12 protein-coding genes are annotated in these 17,101 nt (G+C 62.6%); 6 read left to right on the top strand and 6 right to left on the bottom strand.

Annotated features, from left to right (window positions below):
* From KU43P_RS09000 to gloB, 4 genes are all read right to left on the bottom strand, one after another.
* On the bottom strand, positions 1-1,836 hold the full coding sequence (locus tag KU43P_RS09000) for an extracellular solute-binding protein (RefSeq protein ID WP_317662410.1): 1,836 nt from the start codon (positions 1,834-1,836) through the stop codon (positions 1-3).
* On the bottom strand, positions 1,833-3,662 hold the full coding sequence (locus KU43P_RS09005) for an extracellular solute-binding protein (protein WP_317662412.1): 1,830 nt from the start codon (positions 3,660-3,662) through the stop codon (positions 1,833-1,835). The genes KU43P_RS09000 and KU43P_RS09005 overlap by 4 nt, the downstream gene beginning before the upstream one ends.
* Before the next feature lie 165 nt (positions 3,663-3,827).
* On the bottom strand, positions 3,828-5,243 hold the full coding sequence (locus tag KU43P_RS09010) for a lytic transglycosylase domain-containing protein (RefSeq protein ID WP_317662414.1): 1,416 nt from the start codon (positions 5,241-5,243) through the stop codon (positions 3,828-3,830).
* A 100-nt stretch (positions 5,244-5,343) separates the two neighbouring features.
* Positions 5,344-6,123: a hydroxyacylglutathione hydrolase gene (gene gloB, locus KU43P_RS09015; protein WP_317662416.1), complete on the bottom strand. Its 780-nt coding sequence runs from the start codon at positions 6,121-6,123 to the stop codon at positions 5,344-5,346.
* Positions 6,124-6,208: 85 nt separating this feature from the next.
* Between gloB and KU43P_RS09020 the strand changes: the two genes are divergently transcribed.
* The 4 genes from KU43P_RS09020 (at position 6,209) to KU43P_RS09035 (ending at position 10,660) form a co-directional block, all read left to right on the top strand.
* Entirely contained in the window at positions 6,209-6,982 is a 774-nt protein-coding gene (locus KU43P_RS09020; protein ID WP_317662418.1) for a class I SAM-dependent methyltransferase, read from the top strand.
* Positions 6,983-6,995: 13 nt separating this feature from the next.
* A complete protein-coding gene (gene rnhA / locus KU43P_RS09025; protein ID WP_176516318.1) occupies positions 6,996-7,442 on the top strand; it encodes a ribonuclease HI in 447 nt (148 codons plus the stop codon).
* Positions 7,443-7,493: 51 nt separating this feature from the next.
* Positions 7,494-8,252, top strand: a complete 759-nt coding sequence (dnaQ, locus tag KU43P_RS09030; RefSeq protein WP_317662421.1) for a DNA polymerase III subunit epsilon — start codon at positions 7,494-7,496, stop codon at positions 8,250-8,252.
* A 158-nt stretch (positions 8,253-8,410) separates the two neighbouring features.
* Positions 8,411-10,660 carry an Orn/Lys/Arg decarboxylase N-terminal domain-containing protein gene (locus KU43P_RS09035; RefSeq protein ID WP_317662423.1) on the top strand — a complete coding sequence of 750 codons (2,250 nt, stop codon included), beginning with the start codon at positions 8,411-8,413 and terminating at the stop codon, positions 10,658-10,660.
* Here the strand turns inward: KU43P_RS09035 and KU43P_RS09040 are convergent.
* The gene (locus tag KU43P_RS09040) at positions 10,644-10,862 is read right to left on the bottom strand and encodes a hypothetical protein (RefSeq protein ID WP_176516311.1); all 219 of its coding nucleotides are present in this window, start codon (positions 10,860-10,862) and stop codon (positions 10,644-10,646) included. The two genes, KU43P_RS09035 and KU43P_RS09040, sit on opposite strands and share 17 nt — an antisense overlap.
* Positions 10,863-11,018: 156 nt before the next feature.
* Here KU43P_RS09040 and KU43P_RS09045 point away from each other — a divergent pair, with 156 nt between their 5' ends.
* A complete protein-coding gene (locus KU43P_RS09045) occupies positions 11,019-11,579 on the top strand; it encodes an NADPH-dependent FMN reductase (protein WP_317662425.1) in 561 nt (186 codons plus the stop codon).
* A 92-nt stretch (positions 11,580-11,671) separates the two neighbouring features.
* A complete protein-coding gene (locus KU43P_RS09050; protein WP_317662427.1) occupies positions 11,672-16,129 on the top strand; it encodes an NEL-type E3 ubiquitin ligase domain-containing protein in 4,458 nt (1,485 codons plus the stop codon).
* A gap of 117 nt (positions 16,130-16,246) precedes the next feature.
* On the opposite strand, the gene phnX is transcribed toward KU43P_RS09050, so the two are convergent.
* A complete protein-coding gene (gene phnX, locus KU43P_RS09055; RefSeq protein WP_317662428.1) occupies positions 16,247-17,074 on the bottom strand; it encodes a phosphonoacetaldehyde hydrolase in 828 nt (275 codons plus the stop codon).
* Between the last annotated feature and the right edge of the window lie 27 nt (positions 17,075-17,101).

Consider the following 17,101-nt stretch of genomic DNA (forward strand, 5'->3'; position numbering starts at 1 on the left):
TCATTGAGCCTCTTGCGCAGACGCTTCGGTCACCGCCGGAGTGACGTCGGGCTTGATCCACCAAGTGTCGATGCCGATATCGTACTTGGGCGATACCTTGGGGTGGCCGATGTGGTTCCAGTAGGCCACGCGCCAGGTCTTGATGTGCCAGTTGGGGATCACGTAGTAGCCCCACAGCAGCACGCGGTCCAGGGCGCGGGTGTGGTCGACCAGGCTTTGCCGGGAGTCGGCGTTGATCAACTGCTCGACCAGTTGGTCGATGGCCGGGTCGCGCAGGCCGATGAAGTTGCGGCTGCCGGGGTTGTCGGCGGCGGCGCTGGTCCAGTATTCGCGCTGTTCGTTACCGGGCGAGTTGGACTGCGAGAAGCCGCTGACGATCATGTCGTAGTCACGCGAACGCAGGCGGGTGATGTACTGCGAGACGTCGACCCTGCGGATGTTCAGGTCGATGCCCAGGTCGGCCAGGTTGCGCTTGAACGGCAACAGGATGCGTTCGAATTCGGTCTGCGCCAGCAGGAACTCGATGGACACCGGCTTGCCGTCCTTGTCGACCATCTTGTCGTCGACGATCTTCCAGCCGGCTTCCTGCAGCAGCTTGTAGGCCTGGCGCTGCTGTTCGCGGATCATGCCGCTGCCGTCGGTCACCGGGTTGTGGAAGGCTTCGCCGAAGACCTGATCGGGCACTTTGCCACGCAGCGGTTCGAGGATTTTCAGCTCGCTCGGGCTGGGCACGCCCTTGGCCGCCATTTCGGAGTTCTCGAAGTAACTGCCGGTGCGGGTGTAGGCGCCGTTGAACAGCTGTTTGTTGGTCCATTCGAAGTCCAGCAGCAGGCTCAGTGCCTGGCGCACACGGATGTCCTGGAACACTGGCTTGCGCAGGTTGAAGATGAAGCCCTGCATGCCGGTGGGGTTGCCGTTGAGCAGTTCTTCCTTGATCAGGCGGCCGTCGCGCACTGCCGGCACGTTGTAGGCGGTGGCCCAGTTCTTCGCGCTGGTCTCCAGGCCATAGTCGAACTGGCCGGCCTTGAGGGCTTCGAGGGCGACGGTGTTGTCGCGGTAGGAATCGAAGGTCATGACGTCGAAGTTGTAGAAGCCGCGGTTGATCGGCAGATTCTTGGCCCAGTAGTCCTTGACCCGCTCGTAGCGGATCGAGCGGCCGGCCTTGACCTCGGCGATCTTGTAGGGGCCGCTGCCCAGCGGGATTTCCAGGTTGCCACGGTTGAAGTCGCGGCCTTCGTACCAGTGCTTGGGCAATACCGGCAGCTGGCCGAGGATCAGCGGCAGCTCGCGGTTGTTCTTGTGCTTGAACTTGAACAGCACGCGCAGCGGGTCTTCGGCGACCACTTCGGCGACGTCGGCGTAGTACTGGCGGTACAGCGGCGCGCCGTCCTTGATCAGGGCGTTGAAGGTGAACACCACGTCTTCGGCGCGCATCGGGTGGCCGTCGTGGAAGCGTGCCTCGGGGCGCAGGTAGAAGCGTACCCAGCTGTTGTCCGGCGCCTTTTCGATCTTGCCGGCCACCAGGCCGTATTCGGTGAAGGGCTCGTCCAGGCTCTGGCGCATCAGGGTGTCGTAGATAGCGCTGACGTTGTCGGCCGATACACCCTTGTTGATGAATGGGTTGAGGCTGTCGAAGCCGCCGAAGCTGGACTGGCGGAAGGTGCCGCCCTTGGGCGCGTCCGGGTTGACGAAGTCGAAGTGCTTGAAGTCGGCCGGGTACTTCGGCGCCTCGTCGTACAGGGTCAGCGCGTGCTGCGGCGCGGCCAGGGCCGGCAGGCTCAGGCAGGCCAGCAACAGGCTGCCGGCCAGCTGGCGCAGGCGGGGCATGGGCATCATTGGGCTTTCTCCGAAGGCTTTATCCACCAGCTGTTCAGCCCGAGGGTGTAGGGCGGCGTGGTGACGAAGGCGAACCGGTTGCGGTAGGCCAGGCGGTGATTGTCGAGGTACCAGTTGGGGATCATGTAGTACTGCCATGAAAGCACGCGGTCCAGGGCGCGCGCGGCGGCGACCTGGTCATCGCGGGTGCGGGCGGCGAGCAGGGTGTCGAGCAGGTGGTCGACCACCGGGTCCTTGACCCCAGCATAGTTCTTGCTGCCCTTGGTCGAGGCCTGGCTGGAATGGAAGTACAGCCACTGTTCCAGGCCGGGGCTCAGGGTCTGGTTGAGGGTCATCAGGATCATGTCGAAGTCGAACTGGTCCAGGCGTTGTTTGTACTGGGCACGGTCCACGGTGCGCAGGCGCGCATCGATGCCGATGCTCGCCAGGTTTTCGACATAGGGTTGCAGAATGCGTTCGAGGTTGGGGTTCACCAGCAGCAATTCCAGGCGCAGTTGCTGGCCCTTGCTGTCCACCAGGCGCTGGGCGTCGAGTTTCCAGCCGGCCTGGCCGAGCAGGGTCAGGGCCTGGCGCAAGGTCTGGCGGCTGATGCCACGCCCGTCGGTGTGGCTGACCTGGTAGGGCTGGGTGAACAGCCTTTCCGGCAGTTGGTCGCGAAACGGCGCCAGCAGCAGCCATTCCTTGCCGGTGGGCACGCCGGAGGCAGCGAATTCGCTGTTGGGGTAGTAGCTGGTCGAGCGGCGGTAGGCGCTGCTGAACAGGGCGCGGTTGGTCCACTCGAAGTCGAGCATCAGGCCCAGCGCCTGGCGTACCCGGGCATCGCTGAAGGCGGCGCGGCGGCTGTTCATGAACAGGCCTTGGGTCTGGGTCGGGATGCGGTGCGGGATCTGCGCCTTGATCACCTCGGCGCGGCGCACGGCCGGGAAGTTGTAGCCGTTGGCCCAGTTCTTCGCCTGATGCTCGATATAGATGTCGAACTCGCCGGCCTTGAAAGCTTCGAAGGCTACCGTGGCGTCGCGGTAGAACTCGTACTCGACGCGCTTGAAATTGTACTTGCCGCGGTTTACCGCCAGGTCCTTGCCCCAGTAGTTCTTCACTCGCTCGAACACCAGGCGCCGGCCCGGTTGCACCTGGGTGATGCGGTAGGGCCCGCTGCCCAGCGGCGGCTCGAAGGTGGTGGCCTTGAAATCGCGGCCTTGCCAGTAGTGCTTGGGCAGCACCGGCATTTCGCCCAGGCGCAGGATCAGCAACGGGTTGCCGGCACGTTTGAAGACGAAGCGGATGCGCAGCGGGCCGAGGATATCGACGCGCTGTACTTCCTGCAGGTTGGTGCGGTAGATCGGGTGGCCTTCCTTGAGCAGAGTGCGGTAGGAAAACGCCACGTCCGCCGAGGTAATAGGCTTGCCGTCATGCCAGCGTGCTTCTGGGCGCAGATTGAACACCACCCAGCTGCGGTCCTCGCTGTATTCGACCGAGCGGGCGATCAGGCCGTAGCTGGAGGTGGCTTCGTCGCCCGATGGGTCGTACTGGCCAGTGCCGACCATCAGCGTTTCATTCAGCTCGCTCACGCCGTACTGCAGGAAATTTGGCGTGGTCACCGGGCTGGTGCCCTTGAAGGTGTAGGGGTTTAGCGTGTCGAACGTGCCGAACGCCATGGCCCGCAAGGTGCCGCCCTTGGGCGCTTGCGGGTTGACCCAGTCGAAGTGGGTGAAGGTGGCTGGGTACTTGAGCGTGCCGAACTGCGCGTATCCGTGGCTTTCGCTCACCATCGCGGCTGCGGGAAAGCTCAAGGCCAGGCTGAGTGACAGCAGGAGGGGACGTATCAAGTCGGCATCCGATCCAGAGGCGTTGGGCTTTGGTCGGGGTACAGTAACAGCTTGGCGGGGTTGGAAAAAGAGGATGTCAGGGGGAACGGGAGGGGGCGCTGTGCGCCCCAATCGCCGGCAAGCCGGCTCCCACAGGCGGCGTGCGATTGGGCGATTGGGGTTACATCAATGCGACAGATAGACGGTCAGCGTCTGCCCCGGCTTGAGCGCATGCCCGCTGCGCGGATTCCAGCGCTTGAGGTGCTGCATCTCGACATTGAAACGTTTGGCAACCAAATACAGCGAGTCGCCCTTGCGGACCTTGTACTGGGTAGAACGCTTGCCGGAGGCGGCCACCCGGTTACCTGCAGCGCTTGGCCCTTTGCCACCGCGCAAGGCCAGGACCTGGCCGGCCTTCACGCGGTTACCCGGCAGCTTGTTCCAGCGCTGGATGTCCTTGACCGAGACACGGTTGGCCTTGGCGATGCTGCTCAAGTTGTCGCCACGCTTGACCCGGTAGCTGCGTGCGGTAGCCGGCGCCCTGGATTCGGCCACGGCGCGTTCGAACACGGCCTTGTTCGGTTGCAGGCTGACAATCTGCTCGGGTTTGAGGTCGGTGAGCAGTTGCGCCTTGGCGGTTGGCACCAGCAGTTGCTTGGGGCCGTCCACGGTCATGCGTTTCTTGAATGCCGGGTTGAGCTGGATAAGCTCGTCTTCGTCGATGTTGGCGAAGGCGGCAACCCGCGACAGGTCGAGGCGCTCGTTGATGGCGACGGCTTCGAAGTAGGGCTCGTTGGCGATCGGGTTGAGGTTGACGCCATAGGCCTCGGGGGTCGAGACCACCTGCGACAGAGCCAGCAGCTTGGGCACGTAGTCGCGGGTTTCCTGCGGCAGTGGCAGGTTCCAGTAGTCGGTAGGCAGACCGAGCCTTTCGTTGCGCTCGATCGCCCGGCTAACGGTGCCTTCGCCGGCATTGTAGGCGGCCAGGGCCAGCAGCCAGTCGCCGTTGAACATGTCGTGCAGGCGGGTCAGGTAGTCCAGTGCGGCGTTGGTCGACGCGGTGATGTCGCGGCGGCCGTCGTAGAAGTTGGTCTGGCGCAGGTTGAAGTGGCGCCCGGTGGACGGGATGAACTGCCACATGCCGGCGGCATGGGCACGCGAGTAGGCCATCGGGTTGTAGGCACTCTCGATTGCCGGCAGCAGGGCCAGCTCCAACGGCATGTCGCGCTCTTCGAGGCGTTCGACGATGTAGTGCAGGTAGAGGCTGCCACGCTCGCCGGCATTCTCGAGGAACGACGGGTTGCTGGCGAACCACAGGCGCTGCTGCTCGATGCGCGGGTTGACGTCGATGCTGTCCTGCAGGGCGAAGCCCTGGCGCATGCGTTCCCATACATCCTGCGGTGGCTCGGCGGGCTTGATCGCCAGCGGGGCTGGTTTGTGCTTGATCCGCGCCTGGTAGTTGTGCGCGCGAACGCTGTCGGCTTCGTCGAGCTGACGGGTGCTCTGGCAGCCCACCAGGGTGGCGGCCAGCGCCAGCGCACTGATTTGGGCCAGGCGCGTCAGGGCGACTGAGTGAGCGGTTCTGCGGCTACGTGAAGACATCGGCTGGGACAGGTTTCCGGGCGAAAAATTTCGGCGATTCTAGAAACCGCTCCCGGCCGGGTCAACCGTTGTCAGCCCTCTGCGATATATCTTGAGGTTATCAGAAGGTGTCCTTCCAAGACCTCAAGGCAGCAAAAACAGTGACCTGCGAGTCGTTTGAATGTCCCTTCCATTCGTCTGCTTTTTGTTTAACTAATGTTTCAGATGTACGCAGGAAGGGGTTGGTCAGGCGCTCCAGGCCGATGGTTGATGGCAATGTGATGCGATTTTCCGCGCGCAAACGGGTAACGTCTTCGAACCGCTGCTGAACGTGCGGATTGCCGGGCTCCACGGCCATGGCAAAACGCAGGTTGCTCAGGGTGTATTCGTGGGCGCAGTACACTTTAGTGTGTTCCGGCAGCGCGGCCAGGCGGGCCAGGGCGGGCTGCATCTGCTGTGGCGTGCCTTCGAACATACGCCCGCAGCCTGCGGCGAACAGGGTGTCGCCACTGAACAGCACGGGCGTGGCGGGCTGATCGCTGAACAACGCGATATGGCCAAGGGTGTGCCCTGGCACGGCGAGCACCGTGAAGTTCACGCCCAGCACCGTGACCTGGTCGCCTTCGTCCAGCGCCAGGTCGCGGCAGGGAATGCGCTCGTTGGCAGGGCCGCAGACTCTGGCGCCGGTCAGCTGCTTGAGGCGTTCGACGCCACCGACGTGGTCGTTGTGGTGGTGGGTGACCAGAATGTCTTCCAGTACCCAGCCGGGGTGCGCGGCCAGCCAGGCCTCCACTGGGCCGGCGTCGCCGGGATCGACCACCGCGCAGCGGCGTTTGGCAGTATCCTGTAACAACCAGATGTAGTTGTCGGAGAAAGCGGGGAGAGCATCGATCTGTATCATGGTGCGGATCCGATTCGCCTAGCGTGGCACATGAGGGCATCTTAGCCGCGATGGCGCGGGGCGAGAACCTTCGAGGGAGAGCGCAATGACCGACCAAGCCTTTGCCCAGGCCGACCCAGACTGGATCGAGCTGATCAGCCTGGCCCGTGAGTGGTTCAACGGCCCGCTCGGCCAGTTGATGTTGAAGGAAGAGGAAAAACTGCTGGAAGAAGAGCTGGGGCGCTTCTTTGGCGGTTACCTGGTGCATTATGGCCCTTGTGCCGAAGCGCCGCCCAGCGCCCCTCAGGTGCAACGCAATGTGCGCCTGGGCGCACCGCTGCCGGGTGTGGAGATCGTCTGCGAGGAGCAGGCCTGGCCGCTGAGCGAGCATGCCGCCGACGTGGTCGTGCTCCAGCATGGCCTGGATTTCTGCCTGTCGCCCCATGGGTTGTTGCGCGAAGCCGCCAGTGCTGTGCGCCCGGGCGGCCATTTGCTGATCGTCGGCATCAACCCCTGGAGCAGTTGGGGCATGCGCCATTTCTTCAGCCATGGCGCGTTGCGCAAGGCTCGCTGCATTTCACCATCTCGGGTAGGCGACTGGTTGAACCTGCTGGGCTTCGCCCTGGAGAAACGCCGCTTCGGGTGCTATCGTCCGCCGCTTGCCTCGCCGGCCTGGCAACAACGCCTGGCAGGCTGGGAACGTTTGGCGGGTGGCTGGCAAGGCTCCGGTGGCGGGGTCTACCTGCTGGTGGCGCGCAAGATGGTGGTCGGCCTGCGGCCGCTGCGCCCGGAGCGTCGCGAGCCGATGGGCAAGCTGCTGCCCTTGCCGTTGGCCAAGGTCAACCGCACCGCCGTCAACCCCGATACCGAAAAGCACTGAACATGAGTGGTACATGAGCGAAAGCGTCGAGCTGTATACCGATGGTGCCTGCAAGGGCAACCCTGGCCCCGGCGGCTGGGGCGTCCTGCTGATCTACAAGGGCGTCGAGAAGGAACTGTGGGGCGGTGAGCGCGAAACCACCAACAACCGCATGGAGCTGATGGCGGCGATCCAGGGGCTGATGGCGCTCAAGCGTGAATGCGAGGTGGTGCTGACCACCGACTCGCAGTACGTGATGAAGGGCATCAACGAATGGATGGTCAACTGGAAGAAGCGCGGCTGGAAGACCGCCGCGAAAGAGCCGGTGAAAAACGCCGACCTGTGGCAGTTGCTGGACGAGCAGGTCAACCGCCACAAGGTCACCTGGAAATGGGTGCGTGGCCACATCGGCCACCCGGGCAACGAACGTGCCGACCAGCTGGCCAACCGCGGCGTCGAGGAAGTGCGCGCCAAGCGCTGAGCTGGGGTACAATCCGCGGCTCTGTAATCGATGCAAGTTGGAGCGCCCCGCGTGGAGCAGCAGCAAGATAAACGCCTGGTCATTCTCGACACCGAAACCACCGGCATGCCGGTCAGCGAAGGCCACCGGATCATCGAGATCGGTTGCGTCGAGGTCATCGGCCGGCGCCTGACCGGGCGGCACTTCCACGTCTACCTGCAGCCTGACCGCGAAAGTGACGAGGGCGCGATCAACGTCCACGGTATCACCGATGCCTTCCTGGTCGGCAAGCCGCGCTTCGCCGATGTCGCCCAGGAGTTCTTCGACTTCATCCAGGGCGCCACGCTGGTCATCCACAACGCGGCGTTCGACGTTGGTTTCATCAACAACGAGTTCGCGTTGCTGGGGCAAAGCGACCGCGCCGATATCTCGAACCACTGCACCATCCTCGATACCCTGTTGCTGGCGCGTGCCCGTCACCCGGGGCAGCGCAACAGCCTCGATGCGCTGTGCAAACGCTACGACATCGACAACTCCGGCCGCGAGCTGCACGGCGCATTGCTCGACTCCGAGCTGCTGGCGGACGTCTACCTGGCGATGACGGGTGGCCAGACCAGCCTGTCGCTGGCTGGGCACGGGGCTGACGGTGACAACGACGGTCAGGGCAGTGGTGGTAGTGAAATTCGCCGGATTGTCGGCCGTGCGCCGGGGCCGGTGATCATGGCCAGTGCCGAGGAACTGGAGGCCCATGCCGAGCGTTTGGCGGCGATTGCCAAGTCGGCGGGTGGGCCTTCGATGTGGCAGGCGTTGACGGAGACGCCTGCTGGCTGACTCTTGGTTTGTAGCGGCCCTGTCGCCGGCAACCCACTGAACTCGATAACAGTGGTTTTCCTGTGGGAGCCGGCTTGCCGGCGATAGGGCCGCTACGGTAATCATCAGGCTCTACTACCCTGAGGAAGGATGCTCTGTCCTTCGGAGGTAGCAGCCTGATGTACAAGGACCTCAAGTTCCCCATCCTCATCGTCCACCGTGCCATCAAGGCCGACAGTGTCGCCGGTGAGCGCATCCGTGGCATCGCGCAGGAACTGAGCCAGGACGGCTTCGCCATCCTCGCCGCCGCCGACCACGCCGAAGCGCGCCTGGTCGCCGCCACCCACCATGGCCTGGCCTGCATGCTGATCGCCGCCGAGGGCGTCGGGGCCAATACCCACCTGCTGGAAAACATCGCCGAACTGATCCGCCTGGCCCGTGCCCGTGCGCCCGACCTGCCGATCTTCGCCTTGGGTGAGCAGGTCACCCTGGAAAATGCCCCCGCCGAGGCCATGGGCGAGCTGAACCAGTTGCGTGGCGTCCTCTACCTGTTCGAAGACACCGTGCCATTTCTCGCCCGCCAGGTGGCGCGCGCTGCGCACAACTACCTCGACGGCCTGCTGCCACCGTTCTTCAAGGCGCTGGTCCAGCACACCGCGCAGTCCAATTATTCCTGGCATACCCCTGGCCACGGCGGCGGTGTAGCCTACCGCAAGAGCCCGGTGGGCCAGGCGTTCCACCAGTTCTTCGGGGAAAACACGCTGCGCTCGGACCTGTCCGTCTCGGTGCCCGAGCTTGGGTCGCTGCTCGACCACACCGGCCCGCTGGCCCAGGCCGAAGCCCGTGCGGCGCGCAATTTTGGCGCCGACCACACCTTCTTCGTGATCAACGGCACTTCCACCGCCAACAAGATCGTCTGGCACGCGATGGTCGGCCGTGATGACCTGGTGCTGGTGGACCGCAACTGCCACAAGTCGGTGGTGCACGCGATCATCATGACCGGTGCTATCCCTGTCTACCTGTGCCCGGAGCGCAACGAACTGGGCATCATCGGGCCTATCCCGCTCAGTGAGTTCACCCCAGAGGCGATCCAGGCAAAGATCCAGGCCAACCCGCTGGCGAAGGGGCGTGAGCCGCGGATCAAGCTGGCAGTGGTGACCAACTCCACCTACGACGGCCTGTGTTATCACGCCGGCCTGATCAAGCAAGTGCTTGGCCCCAGTGTCGAGGTGCTGCACTTCGACGAGGCCTGGTTCGCCTACGCGGCGTTTCATGAGTTCTTCGCCGAACGCTATGCCATGGGCACCCTGTGCAATGCCCATAGCCCACTGGTTTTCAGCACCCACTCCACCCACAAATTGCTTGCCGCCTTCAGCCAGGCGTCGATGATCCATGTGCAAGATGGCGCGCAGCGCCAACTCGACCGCGACCGGTTCAATGAAGCGTTCATGATGCATATCTCCACTTCGCCGCAGTACAGCATCCTCGCCTCGCTGGATGTGGCGTCAGCGATGATGGAGGGGCCGGCGGGGCGCTCGCTGTTGCAGGAGATGTTCGACGAAGCCCTGAGTTTTCGCCGGGCCCTGGCCAACCTGCGCGAGCACATTGCCGCCGATGACTGGTGGTTCAGTATCTGGCAGCCGCCAGCGGCGGAGGGTATCCAGCGCCTCGATGCCCAGGACTGGCTATTGCAGCCGAGGGCCGAGTGGCATGGTTTTGGCGAGGTTGCGGACGACTATGTGCTGCTCGACCCGCTGAAGGTGACATTGGTGATGCCGGGCCTGAGTGCCGGTGGCGTGCTGGGCGAGCACGGCATTCCTGCGGCGGTGGTCAGCAAGTTTCTCTGGGAACGCGGCCTGGTGGTGGAGAAGACCGGGCTCTACAGCTTCCTGGTGCTGTTCTCGATGGGCATCACCAAGGGCAAGTGGAGCACGCTGCTGACCGAGCTGCTGGAGTTCAAGCGCCACTATGACGCCAACACCGCGCTTGGCACGTGCCTGCCCAGCATCGTCGCGGTCGACGCTTCACGTTACCAGGGCATGGGCCTGCGCGATCTGTGCGATCAGTTGCACGCCTGCTACCGCACCAATGCCACGGCCAAGCAACTCAAGCGTCTGTTCACGCGCTTGCCCGAAGTGGCCATGACGCCGGCGCGGGCCTACGACCTGATGGTGCGTGGGGAGGTGGAGGCGGTACCGATCGAGGCGCTGCTCGGCCGGGTCGCTGCCGTGATGCTGGTGCCTTACCCGCCGGGCATTCCGTTGATCATGCCGGGCGAGCGGTTTACCGAAGCGACCCGCTCGATCCTCGACTACCTGGCATTCGCCCGTGCTTTCAACAGTGGCTTCCCCGGCTTCGTCGCCGATGTGCATGGCCTGCAGAACGAAAGTGGCCAGTACACGGTGGACTGCATCAAGGGATGCGAATGATCTCGACGCCGGTGCGCGCCAGTTCGAAGCGGTCTTCACCCAGGTGGTTGACGCGGTCGCCAATGGCCAGGCGATAGGTGGTGATCGGCGCACCCAGGGCGCTGCCGTCGGTTTGCAGGGTCGACTCCTGGAACTCGTGAACGGGGTAGATGCGGCCTTCGGCGTCTCGGGCGTGGAACTGGCCGACCATTACTGCTGCCATTTAGGTGAAAACCTCTGAAATACGTAGGAAATGTCTGCAGGGATAGACCGTGCAACCCGGCGGGAGTTTTCGTCTTCGGCAAAAAAAACCTAAGTGCCGAGGAACGGTCATCTATAACTACATCGTCTCTTTAGCCAGCAAAGGTTGGAAATCGCCATGAGCCAGGTGTATTCGGTAGCGGTCGTCGTCGGCAGCTTGCGCAAGGACTCCTACAACCGCAAGGTGGCCCGCGCCCTTTCAGAGCTGGCACCGTCCAGCCTTGACCTGAAGATCGTCGAGATCGGCGACTTGCCGCTGTACAACGAGGATGTCGAGGCCGCAGGTGTGCCCGAGCCGTGGAAGCGCCTTCGCGAAGAGATCCGCCGTAGCGATGCCGTGCTGTTCGTCACCCCGGAGTACAACCGCTCGGTGCCAGGTTGCCTGAAAAATGCCATCGACGTAGGTTCGCGACCTTACGGCCAGAGCGCCTGGAGCGGCAAGCCCGCGGCCGTGGTGAGCGTGTCGCCGGGGGCCATTGGCGGCTTTGGTGCCAACCACGCCGTGCGCCAGTCGCTGGTCTTCCTCGACATGCCCTGCATGCAGATGCCAGAGGCCTACCTGGGCGGTGCAGCGAACCTGTTCGATGACAGTGGCAAACTCAGCGACAAGACCCGGCCGTTCCTGCAGGGCTTCATCGACAAGTTCGCCTCTTGGGTCAAGCTGAACCGGGCGGTCTGAGCTCACGCCCTTGCCGGCAGCCATTCCAGCTGTAGTCAGGCCGGGTAATCCTTACAGCATTGTCGCTCCTGAACCTCGTTGCTGGAGCGACAATGTCCAACACACCCTCGGCGATGCGCACGGCCGATGAAAAAATCCTCGGCGCCACCGATGACTTCATTGCTGCAAGGCTGCCGGCCTGGTTGAAGCAGGCTTCACGCGCCCAGTTGTCAGGATTGCGTGCGGCTTTCAATATTCACCAGGCCAGCCAGGCGCGCCTGCGTAGGCACACCCTGAAGCTCGAACCGCTTGACGTATTCGCCGAAAAGCACCTCAAGGTGCTGTTGGCCAAGCCACTGCCCGAGGGCGTGGAGTTTTCACAGCTTGAATGGCTGGTGGTGACGCCCTGGCTGGGTACGCTCGGCAGTTCTGACATGCAGGCGTTTGGTTACCAGGCATCACGCACCTCCGGCATCTTGCGGCTGATGAGCAACTTCGAGCTTGGCAATTCCTTCTATGCCGGATCCGGTCTGGTCGCGCCTGGCCAGGATGAAGTGCTGTCGATCTCGGATACGGAGCTGGTGTCCACGTGCCGAATGCTGGATGTGGGAAAAAAATATCAGGATGAGTTGGACCAGGTCTTCAACGCTGAGGCCTTGGGCATCCTGGCCGATGACAAGCGTTCCGGGCTTGCGTTGGCAAGCAAGATCGCAGCGATGAAAGGCGACATTTCCGCCAAGGTGGAGATCGCCTTGCTTGAAATGACACGCGAACAGATACATCTGGAGAAGTCGGGGCTGCGCGGTTACGGCGGAACATTGCAGGTGCTCGGTCAGGTTGCGGCTGATGGCATGCTGGTCCGCTTGCGCGATGTGGAGGGCCGGCAGGTGGGTGTCCTGCTCTACCTGCCGAGCGATCCGTTGCAGGCATTGCGCTACTTCGCTGATGAAACTTCGATGAACAGTGCCCTGGCCGCATTGCTGCAAGACGAATCCTACCTTTCCTTTTTCACTCAGCTGATCAGCCTGCAAAACCGGGCCAGTTTCGTCGAGCAACTCGGCAAGCGCCTGAAAGACCCGAAACCTGACCTTGACCTCGAAGGTGTCGTGGTTGAGGGCAGCATTTTCGACGCATTGGCCAGTGCCCAGGTCAAACGCACCAAAGAAGATGCGCGGTTACTGTTGGTGCCAACGGCCGAGGCCGATGTCAAGGCCGCCCGCGCCCGGCATGAGGCCTGGAAGTCGGCAGGCCTGAACCTGATCAACCTGGCAGGGCTTTTCATCCCGGTGCTTGGTGCGCTGTTGCTGGGGCAACTGGTGTTGCAGACCTTGAGTGATGTCTTCGAGGGCGCACAGGACTGGTACGAGGGGCACCGTCATGAAGCCTTGGAGCATATGCTCGGCGTGGCCGAAGCGCTGGCTGTGACCACCGCGACCGTGGTCGGCGTGAGTGTCGTGCGCAGTGCCCTGGTCGCTGCCATGGAGCCCGTCAATGTAAGAAGCGGTATCAAGCGTCTGTGGGACGACAGTCTCGTGCCTTACGAGTCGGTGCCCGGGAACATTGCCCTGCGTCCCGATGGCTTGTATGGCGATGGCAAGCAGCGCTGGCTGCGCTCCGGTTCACGTTACTACGAGGTGCATCGGCCTGACCCGCAGGGCCCTTATCGGTTACGCCATCAGCGTCGTTCAGGGGCATACGAGCCCGTCGTGCTGCATAACGATGAGCGATGCTGGCGGCCGATATGCGAGCGGCCCTGGGAGTGGGATGACCGTGCGCGAATGCTCGATCGGCTGTGGCCGCAGCACCCGATGATCGGTGCGCAACGGGCGGAGCAGGTGTTGCGCGTGGCAGGGGTCGATCAAGATGAACTGCGTGGCATCCTGATGGAAAACCGGGTGTTGCCTGTCAATCTGCGCGAAGCGCTGCGCAGCTTCGAGGCGGATGAGCAAATCGGGCGGTTCTTCGACCATTTGCAGCGCAAACGTCTGGATGCGCAGGATGAGAAGCTATTGAAGTGGTGCGAGGGGTTGCCCGATGTGGGCAAGGGTATCGCGCAGGTACTGAAGGCAAAGCTGCAGCTGCGCGGGGCGCTTTACATGCACCTGACACGGCCGGACATTGTTGGAAACGACCCTTTGTTCAAACAGTTGCAGAGGGATTTTCCTGGTTTGGGAGATAGCTATGCCACGCTGCTGGCAGGCGGGGCCAGTGCGCTTGAACGCAGTGAAGCAGTCAGCAATCGCAGGCTTCCCCAAGGGTTGGCGCTCAAAGCGGCTTCGTTGCTGCGTGTGGCGAGAATCAGCAAGGCCTTGGCGGGCCTTTACCTTGCCAGCGGCTATTGCACGGAAACCGGCGAGCTGGTGTTCGCATTGCTCAATCAACTTGACCCTCGGACCATCAACATCAACCTGTGTGAGGGTGAAGTCGACGGACGCCTGGTGGCGAGTCTGGTGGCGCAGGGCCAGGGAGAGCCATTACGGACACTGGTTCATCAGGAGGGGCGGTTCAATGCCTTCGAGGCTGATGGCAGCAAGCTTGAGATTTCCGTAGACGACCCGGGCGATCTTTTCGAAGTCATCACCGCATTGACGACGCCTGCCCAATGGGCCGAGTTGGGGGTCGAGGGGGATGACGGGGTCAGCCAGGTACTGCGGGGCCGGGCACTGGAGCAACTGCCTGAAGGCCATGAGGAGATTGCCCGCTTCATGGAGTGGCCAGAGCGCACACGTTGGTTCAACCCGGGGCAACGCCTGGAAGACGGCCGGGTCGGTTACCTGCTCAGTGGGCGCGGTGCAGAGCGCGCGAGAACGTCTCGGGAGGTGTTGCGAGACGGTATGCGCCGCTACTTTCCGGGCTTGAGCGAAACGCAAATCGATAAGGAACTGCAGCGAATGCTGGCGGGACGGGCTTCGGCGTACGATCTGTTGCTCGAGTTGCAGGACGACCACGAGCAGTTGGAAGTGACGCTGCAACGCTGGCAAGGCAGTGAGCTCAATGATGCCAGGCGGCAAATCCGTGGACACGTTGCCCAACGTCTGAGAAGAGCGTGGGGCGCGCAGGCCGAGGTGGAAGCGGTGAACGATGACGGTGTGGTACGGCAGCGCCTGAGCCTGACTGACTTGACTATCACCACCCTTCCGGCATTTGCGCTACAACTGAACTTCACCTACATCACCTCGTTGGTGATGACCGGTACAACGATCAGCGAAGTGCCGTCACAATTTCTCAGTGCTTTTAGCGGTTTGCGGGTTTTGAGCATGGGGGGGAATGCGCTGCTGCGGGTTCCAGAAGGTATTTCATACCTCACCGAGCTGCGCGAACTGAGCTTGGCGCGCAACAACATTCGACTGGACGCTGCCTCCGAGCAGGCATTGACCCGATTGCCGCGCCTCTGCTCGCTCGACCTCAGCCATAATCCTCTTGGTCAATTCGCGATGAGGTTCAATCATCTGCCGCACATGGTGAAACTCTATTTGCGTAACTGTCGCCTGGGTACCTGGCCGCTCGGCGTGGAGCTCTGTGGCTTTCTCGAGGTAGCAGACTTGCGCTACAACCAGTTGCCGGCTGCGCCAAACGACTTGCTGCTCATGCCGTATGAGTTTCGCCGCGCTTTCCAGCTTGACGGCAATTCGATAAGCAGTGGAGACCTGCAGCGCTTCTACGCGTTGGACAGCATACCGGAAGAGCCGTCTGGGCCGCCCGTCTCGACGATCGATGCACGCGCGTGGTGGTCAGGTGAAGATGCCCAGGGCCAGGTCAGCCTCGGTAAACGCTGGGACGAATTGCAGAAAACAGTGGAAGGGCAAAAGTTTGTTGGACTGTTGGGCAACCTGATTGCGTTTGCCGACTTCAGCTGGAAGCGGTCTTACCTGTTCGAACAGGGCTGGAGCGTGCTGACCGAGCGGGAAAACAATGCCGTGTTTCGCCAGCAAGTCGACGCATTGATGGCCCAGCCGATGACAGATGACAACGCTGTCATCGACCGTTTCAGCCAGTTGTCATTGCACTTGCGCATTGCTCGGGCAGAGGCGCGTGTGGCTGTTGGCCGCGGTGCCGAGCTATTGGATTTCGGGCGGGCGTTGATGCGGCTGGACTTCCTGAACCAGTACGCGCGTCGAGATGTTGTCCGGCGTCAGCAGGTGCGCGCGCGCGTAGACCGCATGGCAATTGTCTTGGGCTACAGGGTGCGGCTGCGCCAGCGCTTGAACTTGCCCCAGCAGCCGTTGGCACTGCGCGAGTCGCAGGACGGTCGGGTATCCGGGGAGCAGTTGCTGGAGGCGCTGCGTGCCTTGCGCGAGAACGAAACCCATGAAAATCTGGCAGCCAGCCTCTGTCGCCGGTCGTTCTGGCAACGGTATGTGGAGCTTGAGAATGCCGGTGCATTCAGTCACTTGACAGACGTGTACACGCAGAGGCGCAACCTTATCGAAGGGCAGCGTGTTCAGTTGGGTGAGCTCCAGTATCGAGCCAGCCTGAACGCGCTGGAAATCGAAAAGGACGCCGATACCCATGCCTTGAGGCTGCAGCTCACCTTGCAGACCATTCGCAGCCTTGAGAGAAGTCGGGGATAGACAAGGGTTGCGCTCGGGCGATTTCACCCAGCGCTTTGGCGCGCAAGCCCGCTCCTGCAGGCTCGAGGTTGTGCCTGTAGGCGCGGGCTTGCGCGCGATGGGTGCAGCACCGAAGGATCAGGATGCCTGCGGCATTTCCCCTTTGGCCAAGCGCCGGTTGATGTCTGCAATCACCTCGGGCAGCTCATTGATGGTATCGATCAGGTAGTGCGGGCGAGAATGCTCGAACATCGCGTGGATACGTTTTCGCTCGCTTTCCAACTTTTCCGCACTCAGTGCCTGATAGCCTTCCCAGGTCAGGCCCAACGCGTTGCCCGAGCACACCAGGGCCACGGTCCACATGCCGGCGCGGCGGCCTTCCAGGATGCCCGGCACCGTGTCGTCAACCTTCACGCAGGCCGCCACATCATCGATGCCCAGGGCAATCACGTTGGCCAGGGCCTGGGCTGGCCATGGGCGGCCATTCGGGGTTTCGTCGGTGGCCACCACATGGTCGGCGACATAACCGTTGTTGGCCGCCAATTCCACCACCTTGTCCATCACCACTTTCGGGTAGCCCGAGCACGAGCCGATCTTCAGGCCGTCCTGGCGCAGGCCGGTGAGGGTGTCCAGGGCGCCAGGGATCAGCGCCGAGTGCACGGCGATCTTTTCGATCTGCAGTGGCATGAAGCGGTTGTAGATGGCGGTGACATCATCATCGGTCGGCGTGCGGCCGAACACCTTGCGATAGCGTTCGGCGATTTCTGGCACATCGCACAGGGTGCGGATGTGGTCCCACTTGCCCATGCCCATCGGGCCACGGGCTTCTTCGATCGAGACCTGTACATCGAACTCGGCGAAGGCTTCGACGAAGATCTGGGTCGGGGCGAATGAGCCGAAGTCGACCACGGTGCCGGCCCAGTCGAGGATGGCGGCTTGCAGCTGGGTAGGGTTGCTGTAGTTCATGTGCGCGTTTTCCTGAAATTGAAAGGG

It is taken from the genome of Pseudomonas sp. KU43P (assembly GCF_033095865.1).
In the GTDB taxonomy this organism is placed as follows: Bacteria; Pseudomonadota; Gammaproteobacteria; order Pseudomonadales; family Pseudomonadaceae; genus Aquipseudomonas.